The organism is Atlantibacter sp. (assembly GCF_032062175.1).
In the GTDB taxonomy this organism is placed as follows: Bacteria; Pseudomonadota; Gammaproteobacteria; order Enterobacterales; family Enterobacteriaceae; genus Atlantibacter.
This window is the reverse complement of record NZ_DAMBQK010000004.1, coordinates 130821-152748: the sequence shown is the minus strand read 5'-3', so window position 1 is coordinate 152748 and position 21928 is coordinate 130821. Positions and strand designations below refer to the sequence as shown.

20 protein-coding genes and 1 other RNA gene are annotated in these 21928 nt (G+C 55.9%); 4 read left to right on the top strand and 17 right to left on the bottom strand.

The features are described 5' to 3' along the window. Positions 1 to 5 precede the first annotated feature (5 nt). From RT120_RS06140 to RT120_RS06105, 8 genes are all read right to left on the bottom strand, one after another. A complete protein-coding gene (locus tag RT120_RS06140) occupies positions 6 to 749 on the bottom strand; it encodes an SDR family oxidoreductase (RefSeq protein ID WP_312980731.1) in 744 nt (247 codons plus the stop codon). Positions 750 to 810: 61 nt separating this feature from the next. Further along, the gene (gene gcvP, locus RT120_RS06135) at positions 811 to 3684 is read right to left on the bottom strand and encodes an aminomethyl-transferring glycine dehydrogenase (protein WP_312980730.1); all 2874 of its coding nucleotides are present in this window, start codon (positions 3682 to 3684) and stop codon (positions 811 to 813) included. A 110-nt stretch (positions 3685 to 3794) separates the two neighbouring features. Next, positions 3795 to 4184: a glycine cleavage system protein GcvH gene (gene gcvH, locus RT120_RS06130; RefSeq protein ID WP_312980727.1), complete on the bottom strand. Its 390-nt coding sequence runs from the start codon at positions 4182 to 4184 to the stop codon at positions 3795 to 3797. 26 nt (positions 4185 to 4210) lie between these two features. Then, on the bottom strand, positions 4211 to 5308 hold the full coding sequence (gcvT, locus tag RT120_RS06125; RefSeq protein ID WP_312980724.1) for a glycine cleavage system aminomethyltransferase GcvT: 1098 nt from the start codon (positions 5306 to 5308) through the stop codon (positions 4211 to 4213). A 411-nt stretch (positions 5309 to 5719) separates the two neighbouring features. Continuing rightward, positions 5720 to 6922, bottom strand: a complete 1203-nt coding sequence (gene ubiI, locus RT120_RS06120) for an FAD-dependent 2-octaprenylphenol hydroxylase (protein ID WP_312980721.1) — start codon at positions 6920 to 6922, stop codon at positions 5720 to 5722. Between the two features lie 10 nt (positions 6923 to 6932). Next, the gene (ubiH, locus tag RT120_RS06115; RefSeq protein WP_312980719.1) at positions 6933 to 8108 is read right to left on the bottom strand and encodes a 2-octaprenyl-6-methoxyphenyl hydroxylase; all 1176 of its coding nucleotides are present in this window, start codon (positions 8106 to 8108) and stop codon (positions 6933 to 6935) included. Continuing rightward, complete coding sequence (pepP, locus tag RT120_RS06110) at positions 8105 to 9421, bottom strand: Xaa-Pro aminopeptidase (protein WP_312980717.1); 1317 nt, start codon at positions 9419 to 9421, stop codon at positions 8105 to 8107. The genes ubiH and pepP overlap by 4 nt, the downstream gene beginning before the upstream one ends. Positions 9422 to 9446: 25 nt before the next feature. Further along, positions 9447 to 10028: a YecA family protein gene (locus tag RT120_RS06105; protein WP_312980715.1), complete on the bottom strand. Its 582-nt coding sequence runs from the start codon at positions 10026 to 10028 to the stop codon at positions 9447 to 9449. Positions 10029 to 10189: 161 nt separating this feature from the next. Between RT120_RS06105 and zapA the strand changes: the two genes are divergently transcribed. The 3 genes from zapA to RT120_RS06090 all read left to right on the top strand — a co-directional run bounded on the left by zapA (position 10190) and on the right by RT120_RS06090 (position 11403). After that, the gene (gene zapA / locus RT120_RS06100) at positions 10190 to 10519 is read left to right on the top strand and encodes a cell division protein ZapA (protein WP_002434440.1); all 330 of its coding nucleotides are present in this window, start codon (positions 10190 to 10192) and stop codon (positions 10517 to 10519) included. Between the two features lie 41 nt (positions 10520 to 10560). After that, positions 10561 to 10744: non-coding RNA, 6S RNA (gene ssrS, locus RT120_RS06095), on the top strand. A gap of 59 nt (positions 10745 to 10803) precedes the next feature. After that, the gene (locus RT120_RS06090; protein WP_312980712.1) at positions 10804 to 11403 is read left to right on the top strand and encodes a 5-formyltetrahydrofolate cyclo-ligase; all 600 of its coding nucleotides are present in this window, start codon (positions 10804 to 10806) and stop codon (positions 11401 to 11403) included. A 38-nt stretch (positions 11404 to 11441) separates the two neighbouring features. On the opposite strand, the gene serA is transcribed toward RT120_RS06090, so the two are convergent. Then, positions 11442 to 12680: a phosphoglycerate dehydrogenase gene (gene serA / locus RT120_RS06085; protein ID WP_312980709.1), complete on the bottom strand. Its 1239-nt coding sequence runs from the start codon at positions 12678 to 12680 to the stop codon at positions 11442 to 11444. 269 nt (positions 12681 to 12949) lie between these two features. Continuing rightward, complete coding sequence (gene rpiA, locus RT120_RS06080; protein ID WP_183170162.1) at positions 12950 to 13609, bottom strand: ribose-5-phosphate isomerase RpiA; 660 nt, start codon at positions 13607 to 13609, stop codon at positions 12950 to 12952. A 178-nt stretch (positions 13610 to 13787) separates the two neighbouring features. On the opposite strand from rpiA, the gene argP reads away from it, so the two are divergent. Then, positions 13788 to 14681, top strand: a complete 894-nt coding sequence (argP, locus tag RT120_RS06075; RefSeq protein ID WP_312980707.1) for a DNA-binding transcriptional regulator ArgP — start codon at positions 13788 to 13790, stop codon at positions 14679 to 14681. 31 nt (positions 14682 to 14712) lie between these two features. On the opposite strand, the gene RT120_RS06070 is transcribed toward argP, so the two are convergent. From RT120_RS06070 to epd, 7 genes are all read right to left on the bottom strand, one after another. Further along, positions 14713 to 15459, bottom strand: a complete 747-nt coding sequence (locus RT120_RS06070; protein ID WP_312980705.1) for an oxidative stress defense protein — start codon at positions 15457 to 15459, stop codon at positions 14713 to 14715. Positions 15460 to 15559: 100 nt separating this feature from the next. Beyond that, positions 15560 to 16195 carry an arginine exporter ArgO gene (argO, locus tag RT120_RS06065; RefSeq protein WP_312980702.1) on the bottom strand — a complete coding sequence of 212 codons (636 nt, stop codon included), beginning with the start codon at positions 16193 to 16195 and terminating at the stop codon, positions 15560 to 15562. 157 nt (positions 16196 to 16352) lie between these two features. Then, complete coding sequence (locus RT120_RS06060; RefSeq protein WP_312980700.1) at positions 16353 to 16898, bottom strand: fimbrial protein; 546 nt, start codon at positions 16896 to 16898, stop codon at positions 16353 to 16355. 224 nt (positions 16899 to 17122) lie between these two features. After that, the gene (gene mscS, locus RT120_RS06055) at positions 17123 to 18088 is read right to left on the bottom strand and encodes a small-conductance mechanosensitive channel MscS (protein ID WP_312980698.1); all 966 of its coding nucleotides are present in this window, start codon (positions 18086 to 18088) and stop codon (positions 17123 to 17125) included. 199 nt (positions 18089 to 18287) lie between these two features. Beyond that, on the bottom strand, positions 18288 to 19364 hold the full coding sequence (gene fbaA, locus RT120_RS06050; protein ID WP_312980696.1) for a class II fructose-bisphosphate aldolase: 1077 nt from the start codon (positions 19362 to 19364) through the stop codon (positions 18288 to 18290). A gap of 192 nt (positions 19365 to 19556) precedes the next feature. Next, the gene (pgk, locus tag RT120_RS06045) at positions 19557 to 20720 is read right to left on the bottom strand and encodes a phosphoglycerate kinase (protein ID WP_312980694.1); all 1164 of its coding nucleotides are present in this window, start codon (positions 20718 to 20720) and stop codon (positions 19557 to 19559) included. Between the two features lie 49 nt (positions 20721 to 20769). Continuing rightward, entirely contained in the window at positions 20770 to 21789 is a 1020-nt protein-coding gene (epd, locus tag RT120_RS06040) for an erythrose-4-phosphate dehydrogenase (protein WP_312980692.1), read from the bottom strand. Positions 21790 to 21928: the final 139 nt, after the last annotated feature.

Sequence of the window (21928 nt, the reverse complement as noted above, 5' to 3'; positions counted from 1 at the left end):
GGCGGCTACTTGCCACCCGCCAGATCGATAAAGCTGCCGGTCACGTACGACGCGTTATCACTCACCAGCCAGGCGATGGCCTGCGCCACTTCTTCCGGCTGCCCGCCGCGCCGCATCGGGATGGCAGGCGCAACGCGATCTACTCGCCCCGGCTCGCCGCCCGACGCGTGCATATCGGTATAGATAAAACCAGGCCGTACGCCGTTAACGCGAATGCCCTGCGCCGCCACTTCCAGCGACAGCCCGGTGGTCAGCGTATCTACCGCGCCTTTGGACGCCGCATAGTCCACGTATTCCCCCGGCGATCCCAGCCGCGCCGCCACCGAAGAGACATTAACAATCGCCCCGCCGCTGCCGCCGTGTTCGGTAGACATGCGTTTCACCGCCTCCCGACAGCATAAGAAATAGCCGGTGACGTTGGTGGACAGCACGCGATTAATTCGTTCAGCGGTGAGGTTTTCTACCCGGCACTGGGTAGAAAGAATGCCCGCGTTGTTGACCAGTACGTTAACCGGCCCCCAGGCCTCGTCGATGGCGGTAAACATCGTTACCACCTGCTGCTCGTTAGAGACATCCGCCTGCCAGGCCAGCGCTTCGCCGCCCGCCTGGATAATCTCCTCTACCGTCGCCTGTGCGGCCTGCTGGTCGCGATGATAGTTCACCACCACACGCATTCCCTGCTGCGCCAACAGCAGTGCGGTGGCTTTGCCAATTCCCCGGCTGCCGCCGGTCACCAGTGCAATAGTCATAGCCTTCCCCAAAAAAATAAGGGCACCGAAGTGCCCTTACAGGATAGAACAACGCGCTGCGTTACTGATATTCGCTCATCGGTACGCAGGAGCAGAACAGGTTGCGGTCGCCATACACATCGTCCAGACGTTTCACCGTCGGCCAGTATTTATTGGCGTGGCCCGCCGGGAACACCGCCAGCTCACGGCTGTACGGATGCGCCCACTCTTCGGCCAGTTCGTTCTGGGTATGCGGCGCGTTAACCAGCGGGTTATCCTCCAGCGGCCACTCGCCTTTCGCCACGCGGTCGATTTCTTCGCGGATGGTCAGCATCGCATCGATAAAGCGGTCCAGCTCCAGTTTGCTTTCCGATTCGGTCGGCTCAACCATCAGCGTCCCGGCAACCGGGAAGGACATGGTCGGCGCGTGGAATCCGTAGTCGATCAGGCGCTTGGCGATGTCCAGCTCGCTGATGCCGGTCTGCTCTTTCAGCGGACGAATATCGAGAATGCACTCGTGCGCCACGCGGCCATCGCGCCCGGTATACAGCACCGGGAACGCGCTTTTCAGACGGGTCGCAATGTAGTTTGCGTTAAGGATCGCCGTCTGGCTGGCGCGTTTAAGCCCCTGTGCGCCCATCATACGGATGTACATCCAGCTGATCGGCAGAATCGACGCGCTGCCGAACGGTGCGGCGGAAACCGCGCCCTGGCGGGTCAGCATGCCGTCAATCTGCACCACGCTGTGGCCTGGCACAAACGGCGCAAGATGCGCTTTCACGCCAATCGGCCCCATGCCCGGGCCGCCGCCGCCGTGCGGAATGCAGAAGGTTTTGTGCAGGTTGAGGTGCGACACATCCGCGCCGATATAGCCTGGCGTGGTGATGCCGACCTGGGCATTCATGTTTGCGCCGTCGAGATAAACCTGGCCGCCAAACTGATGCACCACGTTGCACACTTCACGAATAGTCTCTTCATACACGCCGTGCGTTGATGGATAGGTCACCATGATGCACGACAGCTGGTCGCCCGCCTGCCCGGCTTTGTCGCGCAGATCGGTCAGGTCGATGTTGCCCTGCTTATCGCACGCTACCACCACCACCTGCATCCCCGCCATCTGTGCGGAGGCCGGGTTGGTGCCGTGAGCGGAAGCCGGGATCAGGCAGATATCACGATGGCCTTCGTTGCGGCTCTCGTGATAGTGACGGATCGCCAGCAGACCAGCGTATTCGCCCTGCGCGCCGGAGTTCGGCTGCATGCACAGCGCGTCATAACCGGTGAGCTTCACCAGCCACTCGGAGAGCTGCGCGATCATCTGGTGATAGCCTTCGGCCTGATCCACCGGGCAGAATGGGTGCAATTCAGCAAATTCCGGCCAGGTGATGGGGATCATTTCCGCCGCCGCGTTGAGCTTCATGGTGCAGGAGCCCAGCGGGATCATCGCCTGGTTGAGCGCCAGATCTTTACGCTCCAGGGAATGCATGTAGCGCATCATCTCGGTTTCGCTGTGATAGCGGTTGAACACCGGGTGAGATAGGATCGCGTCCTGGCGCAGCATGGCGTCCGGAATTGAGCGGCTGTCGTGCGCCACGTCTTTATCCAGTTCGCTGATATCCAGCCCGTGGTTGTCGCCCAGCAGTACATTAAACAGGTTCAGCAGATCCTGACGGGTGGTGGTTTCATCCAGGGTAATGCCTACCGCGTTCAGCACGTCGCTGCGCAGGTTGATTTCTTTGGCCTGGGCGCGGCTCAGCACGGCGGCTTTATCGGCGATTTCTACGCAAAGCGTGTCGAACCAGCTACTGTGGCGCAGTTTGAGGCCTTTATGTTGCAGGCCCGCTGCCAGGATATCGGTCATACGGTGGATGCGATCGGCAATGCGCTTCAGGCCTTTCGGGCCGTGGTACACCGCATACAGGCTGGCGATATTCGCTAAAAGCACCTGAGACGTACAGATGTTGGAGTTGGCTTTCTCGCGGCGGATATGCTGCTCGCGGGTTTGCATCGCCATACGCAGCGCGGTGTTGCCCGCCGCGTCTTTGGAAACGCCGATAATACGGCCAGGCATAGAGCGTTTATGCTCGTCGCGTGCGCCGAAGAAGGCCGCGTGTGGGCCGCCGTAGCCCATCGGTACGCCGAAGCGCTGGGCGGAGCCGAACACGATATCCGCGCCCTGGTGGCCCGGCGCGGTCAACAGCACCAGTGCCATAAAATCTGCGGCGACGCTAACCACCACTTTGCGTGATTTCAGTTCTGCGATTAGCGCAGAGTAATCATGCACTTCGCCGGTGGTACCTACCTGCTGCAACAGCACGCCGAACACGTCCTGATGGTCGAGCACCTTTTGCGGTTCATCGACAATCACGTCAAAGCCGAAGGTTTCGGCACGGGTACGCACCACGTCCAGCGTTTGCGGGTGTACGTCAGCCGCCACGAAGAAGCGGTTCGCATTCTTCAGTTTGCTGACGCGTTTGGCCATCGCCATCGCTTCCGCCGCTGCCGTGGCTTCATCCAGCAGGGAGGCCGAGGCGATATCCATACCGGTCAGGTCAATCGTCACCTGCTGGAAGTTCAGCAGCGCTTCAAGACGCCCCTGCGAGACTTCCGGCTGATACGGCGTATAGGCGGTGTACCAGCCTGGGTTTTCCAGCATATTGCGCAGGATCACCGGCGGTGTGTGCACGGCGGCATAGCCCATACCGATAAAGGTTTTAAAACGTTTGTTGCGGGCGGCGATGGCTTTCAGTTCAGCCAGCGCTGCAAATTCGGTAGCCGCTTCGCCAATCGCGGGCGGCGTCGCCAGCTGAATGTCCGCAGGGACAATTTGCGCCGTCAGGGCATCAAGGGAGTCCGCGCCAACGGTGTTGAGCATGGTGTGCAACTGCTCGCTATCCGGGCCGATATGACGGTCAATAAACGCGTCGCGGTTTTCCAACTGGTCGAGGGTCTGGGTCATGAGCGAGGGTTCCTGAAACGTGCAGTGAATCGATTGGTAACGGGTGATACTCGAAAAATTGTTCATGTTGCAGAAGCCAGCGCCCCTGCAACATGAAGGATGACGCGTATTTATTCGTCTTCTAACAGCGCTTCGTAACCTGCGGCATCTAACAGCGCTTCCAGCTCAGATTCGTCGCTGGCTTTGATACGGAAAATCCAGCCTGCGCCATACGGCTCGCTGTTCACCTGCTCCGGTGAATCGCTCAGGGCGTCATTTACCGCAACGATTTCACCGCTGATTGGCGCATAAATGTCGGATGCCGCTTTCACGGATTCCGCCACCGCGCAGTCATCGCCCGCGCTGACGGTTGCGCCAACGTCCGGCAGATCGACAAATACCATGTCGCCCAGCAGTTCCTGCGCATGTTCGGTAATCCCAACGGTGTAAGACCCGTCCGCTTCTTTGCGCAGCCACTCATGCTCTTTGCTGTATTTCAGTTCACCTGGCACATTGCTCATTTCTTTTTCTCCGAATAACGAAACAGTTACTGAACGACCGGCTTACCGGCGCGAACAAAAATCGGTTTGGTGACCATAACCGGCATTTCGCGGTTACGGATCTGCACGATGGCGGTGTCGCCGATCCCGGCGGGAACGCGTGCCAGCGCAATGCTGTAGCCCAGGGTCGGTGAGAACGATCCGCTGGTGATCTTGCCTTCCTGCACGTTGCCCTGCGCATCGGTGAAACGCACCGGCAGGTCATTACGCAGTACGCCTTTCTCTTTCATGATCAGGCCAACCAGTTGGTCGGTGCCTTTTTCGCGCTGGGATTCCAGCGCTTCACGGCCGATAAAATCACGATCTTCCGGCTGCCAGGCAAGGGTCCAGCCCATATTGGCTTCCAGCGGTGAAACGCCTTCGTCCATCTCCTGACCGTACAGATTCATACCCGCTTCCAGGCGCAGCGTATCGCGCGCGCCAAGCCCGCACGGCTTCACGCCTGCCTCAACTAACTGGCTCCAAAAAGAGACCGCTTTTTCTACCGGCATCGCGATTTCATAACCCGCTTCGCCGGTGTAGCCGGTGGTGGCGATAAACACATCACCGGACTGCACGCCAAAGAACGGCTTCATGCCGTCCACGGCCTGGCGTTGTTCATCAGTAAGCAGGGTAGCGGCTTTCTGTTTCGCCTGCGGGCCCTGAACGGCAATCAGCGCCAGGTCATCGCGAACGGTGATGTCGATGGCATACGGTTCGGCGTGCTGGGTGATCCAGGCGAGGTCTTTTTCACGGGTGGCAGAGTTAACAACGAGGCGGAAATAATCTTCAGTGAGGAAATAAACAATCAGGTCGTCAATCACGCCACCGGAGGCATTGAGCATTCCGCTGTACAGCGCTTTACCCGGCTGGGTGAGCTTCGCCACGTCGTTTGCCAGCAGATAGCGCAGAAACTCGCGGGTGCGATCGCCATGCAGGTCGACGATGGTCATATGGGATACATCGAACATTCCGGCATCGTTGCGCACCGCGTGGTGTTCATCGATCTGCGAGCCGTAGTGCAGCGGCATCATCCAGCCATGGAAATCCACCATGCGCGCGCCGCAGAGCGTATGTTGTTCGAACAAAGGAGTCTGTTGAGCCATCTTTTCCTCTTTCAGTCAGCAGAGGCCTGTTGCCTCTTTACTACTGGACGAAACCCGGCGTCGGCATCATTCCCGCCACCGACGCAAACGTTACCTTTGGCCTGACGTTACCATCTAACGCGGGGACAAACCACACGCGAAAATGGGTCATTACATTAGCTTATGACCAAAATGGGAAAAGAAGGCTACAGTGGAATTCACTGGAAAAATGCGAATACAGACACATAAACGCAACATAAAGGGGAGTGATTTTTTACGAGGAAGCATTTACGTCGGAAATTCGGACGAAATCGCTAAAAGCCAAAAATCGCCACATTAATAAAACTAATTCGAAAAATCCGGTCAAATTAGAATAATTCAAATGAGGAGAAGCTTCCCTTTTCAGTGCCTGAAAAGGGAAGTGTGATCGAGTTAACGTAACCAGTCAGGCAGGTCGTTGAGGCCCATCGCCTCACGAATAAGCTGCGGTTTGACGCCCGGCAATTTATCCGCCAGCTTCAGCCCCACATCGCGCAGCAGTTTTTTGGCCGGATGGCTCCCGGCAAACAGTTCGCGAAACCCCTGCATACTCGCCAGCATTACCGCCGCGCTGTGCTTGCGGCTGCGTTCGTAGCGGCGCAGGTAGAGGTGCTGCCCGATATCTTTGCCCTGCTTGTGCAGACGGCGGATCTCGGCAATCAGTTCTGCCGCATCCATAAAGCCGAGGTTGACGCCCTGTCCGGCGAGCGGATGAATGGTGTGTGCCGCGTCGCCCACCAGCGCCAGACGATGGGCGGCGAACTGGCGGGCATAGCGCCCGGTCAACGGATAGATTTGACGCTCGCTTTCCACTGAACACAGGCCGAGCCGGTTATCAAAGGCGATGCACAGTTCCTGGTTAAAGGTCTCAACATCGCACTGCTGTAACCGCTCCGCCTCTTTTGGCGACAGTGACCAGACGATGGAGCACAGGTTCGGATCGGGTAAGGGCAGGAATGCCAGAATGCCTTCACCATGAAAAATCTGCCGCGCCACCGCGCCGTGCGGCTCTGCGGTGCGGATCGTCGCTACCAGCGCGTGATGCCCGTAATCCCAGAACGTCAGCGGAATATCCGCGCGGTTGCGTAGCCAGGAGTTCGCGCCATCCGCACCCACCACCAGCCGCGCCGTCAGCATGGTGCCGTCCTGCAACGTCAGAAAGGCTTCATTTTCACCGAATGCCACCTGTTGTAGCTGCGACGGGGCAATTAGCGTGGTGTCTGCGTTACGGGAGGCTTTCTCCCACAGCGCCTGATGGACCACGCTGTTTTCGATGATATGGCCGAGGTGGCTGTAGCCCATGCTTTTGTCGTCGAACGCGATGCGCCCGAAGCTGTCTTTGTCCCACACTTCCATGCCGTGATAACGGCTGACGCGCTGTTCCAGAATGGCTTGCCAGACGCCGAGCTTTTCCAGCAGTTTTTCGCTGGCCGCGTTAATGGCGGATACCCGCAGCGCAAAAGGCGCATCCGCCGCCAGCGGTTGCGGTTGCTGCTGCTCAAGCACCGCGACGCGCAGGCCGCTGCCCTGCAATCCGCACGCCAGTGCCAGCCCGACCATTCCGCCGCCTACAATCGCCACATCTACGCTTTGCACATTTTTCTCCTTAGCGCGCAACCCAACCCAGGGTCCGCCTGGCCAGCGCATCGCGCGCTGGCGTGAATATCTCAACGCCCATCAGCCCTAAATTTCGCCCCACCACCAGCGGCGACCAGTGATTGGCAAACAGATGCACCAGCCCGTCGGTTACGCCTACGGTGGCTTCGCGATCCGGCTCGCGCTGGCGCTGCCAGCCGTTGAGTACCGCGAAGGCGCCCACATCCTGCCCCGCTTGCCAGGCCGCCGCCACGTTTTCCGCCAGAGTGATCACATCGCGCATACCGAGGTTAAACCCCTGCCCGGCAATGGGATGCAGCGTTTGGGAGGCATTGCCCACCAGCGCGACGCGATGGGATACCGACGATTCGGCACGGCTTAGCACCAGCGGATAGGCGCTTCTGGCCCCTGCATGGGTGATGCGGCCCAACCGCCAGCCGAACGCTTTCTGCAATTCATCGCAGAACCGCGCATCGCTCCAGTCCAGCACCTGCTGGTTTTCCAGCGAATGGCACCACACCAGCGAACAGCGCCCCTGGGTCATCGGCAATACTGCCAGCGGCCCATTTTCAGTAAAGCGCTCGAACGCGCGGCCACGGTGCGGCTGCGCGGTGGTAACGTTAGCGATGACCGCCAACTGTTGATAAGGAATATTTTGCCAGCGGATGCCGCACTGCTCGCCGATAGCGGAACGCGAACCGTCTGCCGCTACCAACAGCGCGCCGCGAATCTGCTGGCCGTTGGACAGGGTGACATCGACGTGCTGTTCGTCGCGCACGACTTTTGTCACTCTGGCCGGACAGTGCAGCGTCACGCCACGGGCGCGTTTGAGTAAGGTAAACAGCCGTTGGCCGATTTCATGCAGCTCAACCACTTGCCCCAGCGCATCAATCTGATAATCGCGCGCGTCGATGGTGACGAACCCGGCGTGGCCTCTGTCGCTGACATGCACCGTTTCAATGGCAGTGGCGCAGTCGACCAGATTTTGCCATATGCCGATGCGCGCCAGATGCGCTACGGTGCCCTGGGCCAGCGCGATTGCGCGCGCATCAAACCCAGGATGTGCGGTACTGGAAGGCGGCGTCGCCTCAACCAGATGCACCGCCAGCTTGCCCTGGGTTAAGTGGGAAATCGCCAGCGCCAGGGTCGCGCCTGCCATTCCTCCGCCGACGATGATGATACTCATGGCTGTTTCGCCGCAGCCATTAGCGCTTCGATATCGTCGGGGCGCTTCACGACGCTTGCCGTCAGGTTTTCATTACCGGTGGCGGTGATCAGGATATCGTCCTCAACCCGGATACCGATGCCGCGGTATTGCGGCGGTACGTCGGCGTCCGGCGCGATATACAGGCCCGGCTCCACGGTAATCACCATGCCCGGCTCCAGAGTCCGGGAGCGATCCGGGCCATAAACTCCGACGTCATGCACATCCAGCCCCAGCCAGTGGCTTAAGCCGTGCATAAAGTAAGGCCGGTGGGCGTTTTCGCTAATCAGTTGCTCGACATCGCCCTTCAAAATGCCCAGCTTCACCAGGCCGGTGACCATAATGCGCACCACTTGCTGGGTGACCTCCAGCATTGAGGTGCCAGGACGATACAGCTCAAGCGCCGCGTCCAGCGACGCCAGCACGATGTCATAGATGTCGCGCTGAGCCGGGGTAAATTTGCCGTTGACCGGGAAGGTACGGGTGATATCGCCCGCGTAGCCCTGGTATTCGCAGCCCGCGTCGATCAGCACCAGTTCGCCATCCTGCAACTGCGATTCGTTTTCGGTGTAATGCAGAATGCAGCCATTTTCGCCGCCACCGACAATGGTGTTGTAAGAGGGAAAACGCGCGCCGTGGCGGTTGAATTCATGGAGGATTTCGCCTTCGAGCTGATACTCGAACATTCCTGGGCGGCATTTCTCCATAGCCCGGGTGTGCGCCAGCGCGGTGATTTCTCCGGCGCGGCGCAGCACGGCGATCTCTTCTTCGGATTTAAACAGGCGCATTTCATGTACCCACGGACGCCAGTCGGTAAGCGTGGCGGGCGCGGTGAGATTCTGGCGCGAGCCGCGACGCAGTTTATCCAGCGCGTGGAACACCGCCGTATCGGCAAAATCATACTGGCCCTGGGCGTGGTACACCACGTCGAGCCCGTTCAACAACTGGAACAGTTGCTCGTTGAGCTCATCCCAGGCTAACGCGCGGTCTACGGCCAGTTTTTCCGGCGCGGCGTCTTGCCCCAGACGGCGGCCAAACCAGATTTCCGCCGTTTTATCGCGTACCCGGTTAAACAGTACGCTGTGGTTATGGGTATCGTCGCTTTTGATCAGCACCAGCAAGGCTTCGGGTTCGTTAAATCCGGTGAAGTACCAGAAATCGCTGTTCTGGCGGAATGGGTATTCGCTGTCGGCGCTGCGGTTCACTTCCGGCGCGGCGAAAATCAACGCGGCGCTGCCTGGCGCCATTTTTGCCAGTAATTGCTGGCGACGACGAAGGAATTCCTGTTGGGTCATGGCGCCTCCTACGCGGTGACGAAAATTAATGGAGTGTCGGTTTACGCACTTCCGGCGCGGTCGGCTGCTGCTGGCGACTAAAGGTGTCGTGGCAAAGCAGCGCGGCAACGCGGACGTACTCGACTATCTCCTCCAGAGACATTTCTAATTCTTCCTGATCTTCTTCTTCATCGTAACCCAACTGGGCGATATTGCGCAGATCGTCAATCGCTTCGCCGGTTTCGCCGGTAACTTTATCCAGCTTAGTCTGGGTAACGCCGAGGCCCAGCAGGAAGTGGTTAACCCAGCCCGCCAGCGCATCGGCGCGGTCAAATACCGTGACGTCATCGCCATCCGGCAGGTAGAGCTGGAACAGAAAACCGTCGTCTTCCAGCGAATCGCTGGTGGCGGAGTGCATCTGGCGCAGCGCCTGCGCCAGGTTCTGACCAAAGGCCAGACCTTCGTTGGTCAGGTCGTGCAACAGCGGCTGCCAGCTACTGTCATGGTTGCCGCCGCACAGCATCCCACTGATGAGGCCATGCATTTCGGCGGGCGTCAGTCCCACACCCTGTTGGGTGAGTAACTGGTTAACGTCATCGTAACCAGGTAAAGCGTTCTGTATAGACATGCGCATTCATCGTCGTTGGGAGGAAAAGTTCGTGTTATGCTACCACTTTGGGCCCTGGGGATACCAGAAAAGGGCTTGTATCTTCATATAAGGGTAGCTATAGTGTCGCCCCTTCGCAGCCCCGGCTGCGGTAGCAGGCGAGTCAACAGCAGGAAGGTGGAATGTCTGCACAACCAGTCGATATCCAAATTTTTGGGCGTTCACTGCGGGTGAATTGTCCGCCTGAACAAAAAGATGCGTTGAATCAGGCTGCAGAAGAGCTGAATCAACGGTTGCAAGATTTAAAAGTTCGCACTAGAGTCACAAATACCGAGCAGTTAGTCTTCATCGCAGCACTCAACATTTGCTATGAACTAACGCAGGAAAAGGCCAAGACTCGCGACTACGCTGAAAGCATGGAACAGCGTATCAGAATGCTCCAGCAGACCATTGAACAGGCATTACTTGAGCAAGGTCGCATAAGTGAGAGAACAGGGCCGAAGTTTGAATAACACTTCAGGGTCTACTATGGTAGAGTGACCGTGAAGAAAAAATTTCTCTGAGATGTTCGCAAGCGGGCCAGTCCCCTGAGCCGATATTTCATACCAACAGAATGTGGCGCTCCACGGTCGGTGAGCATGCTCGGTTCGTCCGAGAAGCCTTAAGACCATGACGACACATTCACCTTGAACCAAGGGTTCAAGGGTTACAGCCTGCGGCGGCATCTCGGAGATTCCCTTCCCTACCTAATCAGCCACGCCAACAGCGACACCTTCACACTGAAGGATACTGTTTCATGATCCAACAGCCTTTACCCATTTCAACGCGCCAGCAAATCCGCCAGCAGATCAGATTACGCCGAAAATCCCTTACCCAGCAGCAACAGTTGCACGCCGCCCAGCAGGGTGCCGCACGTATGATGGCGTTTGCGCCGGTTGTTGAGGCGCACACCGTGGCGTTGTTTCTCTCTTTCGATGGCGAACTGGATACCCGGCCATTAATCGAAGGGCTATGGCGCGCAGGTAAAAAAGTCTATCTGCCGGTACTGCATCCGTTTAGTCCGGGGAATCTGCTGTTTCTGCGCTACTTTCCTGACAGCGATCTGGTGCTCAATCAGTTTAAAATTCATGAGCCAGTGCTGGATGTGCGCCACGTTTTACCGCTCCACCAACTCGATGTACTGGTTACCCCGCTGGTAGCGTTTGATTCCGCTGGTCAGCGCCTCGGCATGGGCGGCGGCTTTTATGACCGCACGCTGCAAAACTGGCGTCAACACGGCCTTTTCCCGGTTGGCTATGCCCATGATTGCCAGCATGTAGAATCCCTGCCGGTTGAAGAGTGGGATATCCCACTGCCCGCCGTGATCACGCCGACCGCTACCTTGGAATGGCAATAAAAAAACCCACCGAAGTGGGCTTTTTCAATTCAGAAAAATCAGTAAAGCAGACGCGCGCGGATGGTGCCCGGGATCGCTTTCATCGCCTGTAGTGCATTAAACGCAACATCTTCCTCCGCATCGATATCAATCACCACATAACCCATTTGCGACGTGGTTTGCAAATACTGGGCCGCGATGTTCACGCCCTGCTCAGCGAAGATCTGGTTGATAGCGGTCAGAATACCCGGACGGTTTTCGTGAATGTGCAGCAGACGGCTGACGCGCCCTTCGTGCAGCGGCAGCGACACTTCCGGGAAGTTCACGGCTGACAGGGTCGAGCCGTTATCAGAGTACTTCGCCAGTTTACCTGCCACTTCCAGGCCGATGTTTTCCTGCGCTTCCTGGGTGGAGCCGCCCACGTGCGGCGTCAGGATCACGTTATCGAATTCGCACAGCGGTGAGTTAAACGGATCGCTGTTGGTAGCCGGTTCGGTCGGGAATACGTCGATTGCCGCACCCGCCAGATGTTTGCGTGACAGCGCATCGCACAGCGCCGGGATATCTACCACGGTGCCGCGCGCGGCGTTGATCAGCAGCGAGCCCGGCTTCATCAGCGCCAGCTGCTCCGCGCCAATCATATCTTTGGTGGAGGCGTTTTCCGGCACATGCAGGCTAACCACGTCGCTCATGTTAAGAAGTTCAGAGAGAAATTGTACCTGCGTGGCGTTGCCCAGCGGCAGCTTGCTTTCGATATCGTAGAAGTAAACGTGCATGCCCAGCGATTCCGCCAGAATGCCCAGTTGGGTGCCGATATGGCCGTAGCCGATGATCCCCAGTTTTTTACCACGCGCTTCAAAAGAACCCGCCGCCTGTTTGTTCCAGATACCGCGGTGCGCTTTGGCGTTCGCTTCAGGTATGCCGCGCAGCAGCAGCAGCAGTTCGCCGATCACCAGTTCGGCAACCGAACGGGTATTAGAGAATGGCGCGTTAAACACCGGCACGCCACGACGCGCCGCCGCCTGCAAATCAACCTGGTTGGTGCCGATGCAGAAACAGCCTACCGCCACCAGTTTTTCCGCCGCAGCGAAGATCTCTTCAGTCAGATGAGTACGGGATCGCAGGCCGATGAAATGGGCATCACGGACGGACTCTTTCAGTTGCTCGCTGTCCAGCGCGCCTTTGTGATATTCGATATTGGTATACCCTGCTGCGCGCAGGCTATCGATGGCTTTCTGGTGAACACCTTCCACCAGTAAGAATTTAATCTTGTCTTTTTCCAGTGATACTTTTGCCATTTCCCGACCCTGTTATTCTGAGCTGATGTTGTGCTGGGTAATAAGTCACCCTTCTGCCAACATATCAAAATTTCGCGGCCCGGCAATATGAACGTTTGCGTCACGATTTTGAAGAAATATCATCCAACTGCAAAAGCCAGAATAAAATATTGCCCGAAAGAATAAAGACGAAAGGAATGACAGGAGTGTGTCGTAATTGTGACAGATGTCACCAAATTTCCCAGGGGAAATTTTTTTCTGGAACAGGGTACTTTCGTACCCCGCTCAGATCATTTCACGATAGTTTTCACGCCGTCGGCGGTGCCGATCAGTGCGACGTCAGCGCCACGGTTAGCAAACAGCCCTACCGTGACCACACCCGGAATGCTGTTAATTGCGTTTTCCAGCGCCACAGGGTCAATGATTTCAAGGCCATGCACGTCAAGGATCACGTTGCCGTTATCGGTCAACACGCCCTGGCGATACTCCGGACGGCCGCCCAGCTTAACCAGTTGACGCGCCACGCAGCTGCGGGCCATCGGGATCACTTCCACCGGCAGCGGGAACGCGCCAAGAATATCCACCTGTTTGGACGCATCCGCGATACAGATAAATTTCTCCGCCACCGAGGCTATGATTTTCTCGCGGGTTAACGCCGCGCCACCGCCTTTGATCATCTGCATATGGCCGTTGATCTCGTCAGCGCCGTCAACGTAGATCCCCAGCGAATCCACCTCGTTGAGATCGTAAACGGTAATGCCGAGCGCCTTGAGTTTTTCGGTGGAAGCATCAGAGCTTGAAACCGCGCCATCGATTTGATGCTTAATGGTGCCAAGCGCATCAATAAAATGTGCGGCGGTCGATCCTGTACCCACTCCTACGATGGTGCCGGGCTGCACATACTGAAGCGCTGCCCAACCCACTGCTTTTTTCAGTTCATCCTGCGTCATGGTCTTTTGCCTGTGGTATGAAATCTGTGGCGCATTATAGAACAAGGCGTGACGAAAAGGGGTATCTATTGGCGCGGCAAATATCCGCCAGATTCTGTTTTTGTCGGTAACGCCGGGAAAATTATGTCATAGTGCCCAATAGTACCGATTATCAGGAATTCAGGAGCAGCCCCGAGACATGAAACGCCCGGACTACAGAACATTGCAGGCGCTGGACGCAGTCATTCGTGAACGCGGTTTTGAGCGCGCGGCGCAGAAACTGTGCATCACTCAATCGGCGGTGTCGCAGCGGATAAAGCAACTGGAGATTCTGTTCGGCCAGCCGTTGCTGGTGCGTACCGTGCCGCCCCGCCCGACCGAACAAGGGCAAAAACTGCTGGCACTGCTGCGCCAGGTGGAGCTGCTGGAAGATGAGTGGCTGGGGGATGAGCAAACCGGCTCGACGCCGCTGCTGCTGTCGCTGGCGGTCAACGCCGACAGTCTGGCGACGTGGCTGCTGCCAGCGTTAGCGCCGGTGCTGGTGGATTCGCCGATTCGCCTCAATCTTCAGGTCGAAGATGAAACCCGTACCCAGGAACGCCTGCGTCGCGGCGAAGTGGTCGGCGCGGTGAGTATTCAGCCCCAACCGCTGCCAAGCTGCCTTGTGGATCAACTGGGCGCGCTGGATTACCTGTTTGTGGCCTCGAAAGCCTTTGCGGAACGCTATTTCCCTAACGGCGTTACCCGCGCCGCATTGCTGAAAGCCCCTGCCGTGGCGTTCGATCATCTGGACGATATGCATCAGGCGTTTTTGCAGCAGAACTTCGACCTGTCGCCGGGCAGCGTACCCTGCCACATCGTCAACTCGTCTGAAGCCTTTGTGCAACTGGCGCGTCAGGGCACCACCTGCTGTATGATCCCGCATCTGCAGATTGAAAAAGAGCTGGCAAGCGGTGAGCTAATCGACCTGACGCCGGGCCTGTTTCAGCGCCGGATGCTCTACTGGCACCGTTTTGCGCCGGAAAGCCGGATGATGCGCAACGTCACCGATGCACTGTTGGAATACGGACACAGAGTGTTGCGCCAGGTATAAACAAACCCGCCAGTTGGCGGGTTTGTTGTTATTACTGCGCGGTTTGCGAAGGCGTGGTGGTCTGCCCCTGACCTGGCTGCAGTTCAAACACCACATCGACTTGATCGTCAAACTGAATGGTCGGTTGCTCGTAGGTTTCCTGAGCGGATACCGCAGGCGCGGCGTCTGCTTTCATCATGCGAACCACCGGGCTCGGCTGATAGTTGGAAACATGATAACGCACGCTGTAAACCGGGCCGAGTTTGCCTTCGAAACCTTCCGCCAGCTGTTGCGCCTGGTGGGTGGCGTCATCAATCGCCGCTTTACGCGCTTTATCTTTGTATTGCTCCGGGTCCGCTACGGCTAAGGAGACTGCACGAATTTCGTTCAGGCCCGCTTTTAACGCCCCGTCGAGCAAGTTATTAAGCTTATCGAGCTGGCGTACAGTGACTTCAACGGTACGGATCGCGCGATAGCCTTTAAGAATGCTTTTGCCGTTCTGGTAGTCGTAATCCGGCTGGGTACGCAAATTTGCCGAATTGATATCTTTTTTCTCTACCCCGTTTTCCTGCAGGAAAGTGAGGTATTGCGCAACGCGGTCGTCAGCCTGTTTTTTAGCTGCGGCGGCGTCTTTAGCTGAAACATTCACTTCGATAGCGAGTGTCGCGATATCCGGCACCGCATCGACGCTGGCCGTCCCTGACGTCACGATATGTGGGCCGTTAGGCAGTTCGTTCGCCTGTACGCCACCCGCGCCTAATCCAATCATTGCCGCCAGGGCCATCACTTTAAACTTCACTGTTCTTCCTCCGTGTACGTTCCAGATCACACGCCCGGAAATAACACGGGCGCCACGTGCAAGCTTAGCCGCTGCCGTGCGAATGTCTATAAGAGAAAGATTAGTTAATCAGGTGTGACAAATGGTTAACGCCATCTTTCGCCAACTGGAAAGCAATCACCCACATGACCAGCCCGACTACCCCATTGATAATCCGCTGCGCTTTGGCGGTACGCAGACGCGGCGCAAGCCAGGCAGCCAGTAGCGCAAGCCCGAAAAACCACAGGAACGACGCGCTGACCGTGCCTAACGCAAAGGCGCGTTTTGGCCCTTCTTCGAGTTGGCTACCCAAACTGCCCAGCACCACAAAAGTGTCGAGATAAACATGCGGGTTCAGCCAGGTTACCGCCAGCAGCGTGCCGATAATACGCAGCCGCCCCTGGCGCATCACTTCGGCATTGGCCAGTTCGATATTCTGGCTCATCGCAGTACGAAACGCGCCCCAGCCATACCACAGTAAAAAACCGACGCCGCCCCAGGTGACTAACGCCAGCAGCCACGGCGACTGCATCAAAATCGCGCTGCCGCCGAAAATCCCTGCGCAAATCAGCGCTAAGTCGCTGATAGCGCAGAGCAGCGCAATCATTAAATGATACTGGCGGCGAATGCCCTGGTTCATTACAAACGCGTTTTGCGGGCCTAAGGGGAGGATCATGGCTGCGCCAAGAGCAAGCCCTTGAAAGTAAAAAGATAACATCTTTTGCTGTCCTGAATGTTCTTAACAGCAGGCACTATACAAGTTGCTGGTCATTAACTGAAATGGATAAAAATAATATCCCATTAGCAAAATTAATAAACATGCCACAATCAAGACCCGGTAATTAAATGCCCCTCAAAGAGGGGCATTTAATTATTTATAGTTGTTCCTCCTGAATCATTAACGACCCCTGATAATTACCCGTAGTTGCCGTTTGATTTCGCAACTTAACCATTTGTAAAAAAATCGAGTTATTTTGTCCGGTCGCTTTTAATACATTCTGATTGAGGTTGATTGGCGTGTGCTCACTATCAAATATGCCTACGCCTACGCCTCTGGCACCTTCAGCAGAAGTGTCGTCATTTCTTATGACAGTACCAAGGCTCGTGTCTGCCTCACCGATAAAGTGTAAAACAACTTTTCCTTGATTCACTAAGTCACTGCATGCCTGCCCGCCGGTTAAATAAATTAACAACTGCGGCCCGCTTTCATCATAATTTTTATAACCCTGGTCTATCAAATGGTCGATATCTGCTGAAACAGGCAACGTGCTCTGGGAGAGCGATAAGTCACAGTGCGCAGAGGCGTTAACCGCGCCCGTGATTGTCAGGGTTGCGGATGTATCATCCGTTGTTCCCGCTGCGAATACGCCGCCTGAAAATATAAGCGCGCTTATTGCTAACGTCGATTTAATGTTTTTCATGAGTATTTCCCTTTTGGTGTTTTGGTTAAAAACCAAGGGAATTATAATTACTTTCCGGCGCAGAGAGAGTCGCGAGTGTTTTAACGTACTAAATTACATTCCTCATAAATTATCATATATTCAGAAATAACCATTTCTAATTGAAACTTTTAATTTGGATTTTATTAAGCAGCAACATTTATTATTAAAACGAAAAGGCCAGCAATATGCTGGCCCTTGTCGTTTTAAAGCGTATCTTTAGGCTTCTCGAAAGACGGGGCTTTAATATCCTGCGCCGTCGATTCAGTAATAATTGCAGAAGGCTTAGGCTCGCGTTGCGGCCTCTCTGGTTGTTCCTGCTTAGGCTGTGCCAGCTGTTTGACGTTCACATCCATCTGCGGATACGGGATGCTAATCCCCTCGGCATCCAGCGCTTTTTTGGCGCGCTCAAGGATATCCCAGTAAACGTCCTGCAAATCGCTGCTTTTGCTCCAGCCGCGAACCACGAAGTTGATAGAGGAAGCGCCCAACTCGTTCATTCGTACCGTCCTTTCGCGATCCGGCAGGATACGTTCATCGGACATCACGATATCGGTCAGGATCTCGCGGACGCGATCGATATCCGCATCGTAGGACACGCCGATCACCAGCTCGTTACGGCGTACCGGCTGGCGAGAGAAGTTAATAATGTTGCCTGCGATAATCTTACCGTTTGGTACCACCACGTATTTACCGTCGGCAGTGATCAATGTGGTCGAGAAAATCTGCACGTGCTGCACGGTGCCTGCAATCCCACCGAGATCGACATATTCCCCGGCGCGGAACGGACGGAAGGTGACCAACAGCACACCCGCCGCCAGGTTCGACAGCGACCCCTGCAACGCCAGGCCCACGGCTAAACCCGCAGCACCCAGCACGGCGATCACCGAGGCCGTCTGCACGCCCACGCGCCCCAGCGCGGCAATCAGCGTAAACGCGATAATGCCGTAACGCACCAGCGCGGACAGGAAATCCGCCACGGTGGCATCAATATGGCGCGCCAGCATCAGCTTGTTGACGGTATTGGAAATCGCGCGCGCCACAATCATACCCACGATAATAATCGCGATGGCCGCAACGATATTAACTAAATAACTCAACAGCAGCGCCTGGTTGGTCACCAGCCAGTCGCCAGCACCGTTGATGCTGTCGACAACATTCAAATCTTCCATTCACGGTTCCTTTTGCTATCGCTAATTAGGGTCTTCACTGCCCCGCTGGGCTTTGAATCACGGTTTATAAAGGGTAAACAAAAACAGGGAAGTGTGCCAAGTTGCTCACAGAAATAGCATACCGAAGCGGGTTTAGCGGGAGAAATTAAGAAAAAACCCGCACAAGGCGGGTTTTATAGACAGGCGTTAGCGCTGCAAATTACAGAACGTCAACCGCGTTCAGTTCTTTGAAAGCCTGCTCCAGACGGGTGATCATAGAAGTCTGGGCAGAACGCAGCCATACGCGCGGATCGTAGTATTTCTTGTTCGGCTGGTCTTCGCCTTTCGGGTTGCCCAACTGACCTTGCAGATACGCTTCGTTAGCTTTGTAATAGTTCAGAATACCTTCCCAGGTCGCCCATTGGGTGTCGGTATCGATGTTCATTTTGATCACGCCATAGCTGACGGAATCTTTGATTTCCTGAGCAGAAGAACCGGAACCGCCGTGGAACACGAAGTTCAGGCTGTTGTGCGGCAGGTTGTGTTTTTTGGACACATAGTCCTGAGAATCGCGCAGGATAGTCGGGGTCAGTTTTACGTTACCCGGCTTGTAAACGCCGTGAACGTTACCGAAAGAAGCTGCGATGGTGAAGCGCGGGCTGATAGCGTTCAGTTTGGTGTACGCGTAATCCACGTCTTCCGGCTGGGTGTACAGTGCAGAAGCGTCCATGTGGCTGTTGTCCACGCCGTCCTCTTCACCACCGGTGCAACCCAGTTCGATTTCCAGGGTCATGCCCATTTTGGACATGCGCTCCAGGTATTTAGAGCAGATCTCGATGTTCTCTTCCAGAGACTCTTCAGACAGGTCGATCATGTGAGAAGAGAACAGCGGTTTGCCGGTGGCTGCGAAGTGTTTCTCACCCGCGTCCAGCAGACCGTCGATCCACGGCAGCAGTTTCTTCGCGCAGTGGTCAGTGTGCAGGATCACCGGCACACCGTAGTGTTCAGCCATCTGATGCACGTGATGCGCGCCAGAGATCGCGCCAAGAATCGCAGCCTGTTGGCCTTCTGCTTTCAGGCCTTTGCCCGCGATAAACGCAGCGCCGCCGTTAGAGAACTGAACAATGACCGGAGCTTTAACTTTTGCAGCGGTTTCGAGCACTGCGTTGATGGAATCGGTGCCTACACAGTTAACCGCTGGCAGAGCAAAGTTATTCTCTTTAGCCACCTGGAAGATTTTCTGTACGTCATCACCCGTGACTACGCCCGGTTTTACGAAATCAAAAATTTTAGACATGTTTAGGTTGTCCTGTATCGTCGACCATCTTTTACCCGTTGTCATTCGCGCCGCTGGCGTGATGGCTAAACCGGCGCATCCGAAACCGTAGCTTCAAATCAGCGCATCGTTTTGCCGCCTTCCTGCGACCTAAAATCCATTGGGTAGAAAAGTTATTTGAAAATCAGGCGGGTTTCCCCGCCTGTTCAACGCTTACTTCTTAGCACGCTCTTCGAGCATAGCTACGGCTGGAAGCACTTTGCCTTCCACGAACTCAAGGAATGCGCCGCCGCCAGTAGAGATGTAGGAAATTTTGTCGGAAATACCGAACAGATCGATGGCTGCCAGCGTGTCGCCGCCGCCTGCGATGGAGAACGCTTCGCTGTCTGCGATGGCGTTAGCCACGATTTCGGTACCTTTACGGAAGTTAGGGAATTCGAACACGCCAACCGGGCCGTTCCACAGAATGGTTTTGGCATTTTTCAGGATTTCAGCCAGTTTCTGTGCGGAAACGTCGCCGATATCCAGGATCTGTTCGCCATCTTTCACGTCAGCAACAGATTTCAGGGTCGCTTCAGCGGTCTCAGAGAACTCAGTTGCTACGCGAACATCGGTCGGAACCGGAATATCGCAGGTGCTCAGCAGGCGTTTAGCTTCATCTACCAGATCCGCTTCGTACAGGGATTTACCCACATTGTGCCCCTGGGCAGCCACAAAGGTGTTAGCGATGCCGCCGCCGACGATCAGCTGATCGGCGATTTTAGACAGTGAATCCAGTACGGTCAGTTTGGTAGAAACTTTAGAACCGCCAACGATAGCCACCATCGGGCGAGCCGGCTCTTTCAGGGCTTTACCCAGCGCTTCCAGTTCGTCTGCCAGCAGCGGGCCTGCGCAAGCCACATCGGCAAATTTGCCCACACCGTGGGTAGACGCCTGCGCGCGGTGCGCAGTACCGAATGCGTCCATCACAAACACGTCGCACAGCGCAGCGTATTTTTTCGCCAGCGTTTCGTCGTCTTTCTTCTCGCCTTTGTTAAAGCGAACGTTTTCCAGAACCACTAACTCGCCTTCAGCCACGTCTACGCCGTCCAGGTAGTCTTTAGCCAGACGGACCGGGTTGGAGAGTTTGTCTTTCAGGTAGTTAACAACGGGCAGCAGAGAGAATTCTTCGTTGTATTCACCTTCGGTCGGGCGACCCAGGTGAGAGGTTACCATCACTTTCGCGCCTTGTTTCAGGGCCATTTCGATGGTCGGCAGCGATGCGCGGATACGGGCATCAGAAGTCACTTTACCTTCTTTAACCGGCACGTTCAGATCGGCACGGATCAGTACGCGTTTACCTGCCAGATCCAGATCGGTCATCTTAATTACAGACATGGTGAATCCTCTCGTTGATTCTTAAAGTTTTGCAGGCACAAATTGCACCTTACCGGAAACCTTGAGCGGCCATCGCTAACGTCGTGTCGAGCATTCGGTTAGCAAAGCCCCATTCATTATCACACCAGACCAGCGTTTTGATCAGATGCGAACCGCTAACCCGCGTTTGAGTGCCATCAATAATAGCGCTGTGCGGATCGTGGTTAAAATCACTTGAGACCAACGGTAACTCCGTATAGTCAACTATACCACGAAATGTCTCTCGCGCCGCTTTTTGCAGCAACCCGTTGACTTCACAGGCTTTAACCGCTTTGTTCACCGTCACGCTTAAATCAATGGCAGTGACGTTAATCGTCGGCACACGAACGGCAATGGCCTCAAAACGGTCGTTAAATTTGGGGAAAATACGCGTAATCCCCGCCGCCAGCCGGGTATCCACCGGAATAATCGACTGGCTGGCCGCCCGCGTACGACGCAAATCTGAATGCCAGGAATCGATAACTTGTTGATCGTTCATGGCCGAGTGGATCGTCGTCACGGTCCCGGAATCAATATCAAAAGCTTCATCGAGCAGCTTGATCACCGGGATAATACAGTTGGTGGTGCATGAGGCGTTGGAGACAATACGATGCTCCGCCAGCAACGCGTCATGGTTGACGCCGTACACCACCGTGGCGTCTAAATCATTACCTCCGGGGTGGGAGAAAAGCACTTTTTTCGCCCCCGCCGCCAGATGGGCTTCGCCATCGGCGCGCGATCCGTAAACCCCGGTGCAGTCCAGCACCACATCAATACCCAGCTCACGCCAGGGCAAATCCTGAAGCTCACGGTGATGAAGAAGCCGGACCACATCATCACCAATCCAGAGTTGTTCACATTCCTGGCGAACATCCCAGGAAAAGCGTCCGTGCGTGGTGTCGTATTTTAACAAGTGCGCCATGCCCTCGGCATCGGCTAACTCGTTGATGGCCACCAGTGTGATTTCCGCACGACGCCCGGATTCGTATAACGCGCGAACCACGTTGCGCCCAATGCGCCCGAACCCGTTTACCGCAATGCGTAATGTCATATATCCCCTGCAAGGCATTCCAGGTGAGAGAAGTGGCTGACAGGGTAATGCAGCGACGTCACCAGGGGAATGCTTGCCGACCATAAACCCATGCCAACCGTTTATTTGTCGAGCGAAATACAAACTGAAACGCTTCAGC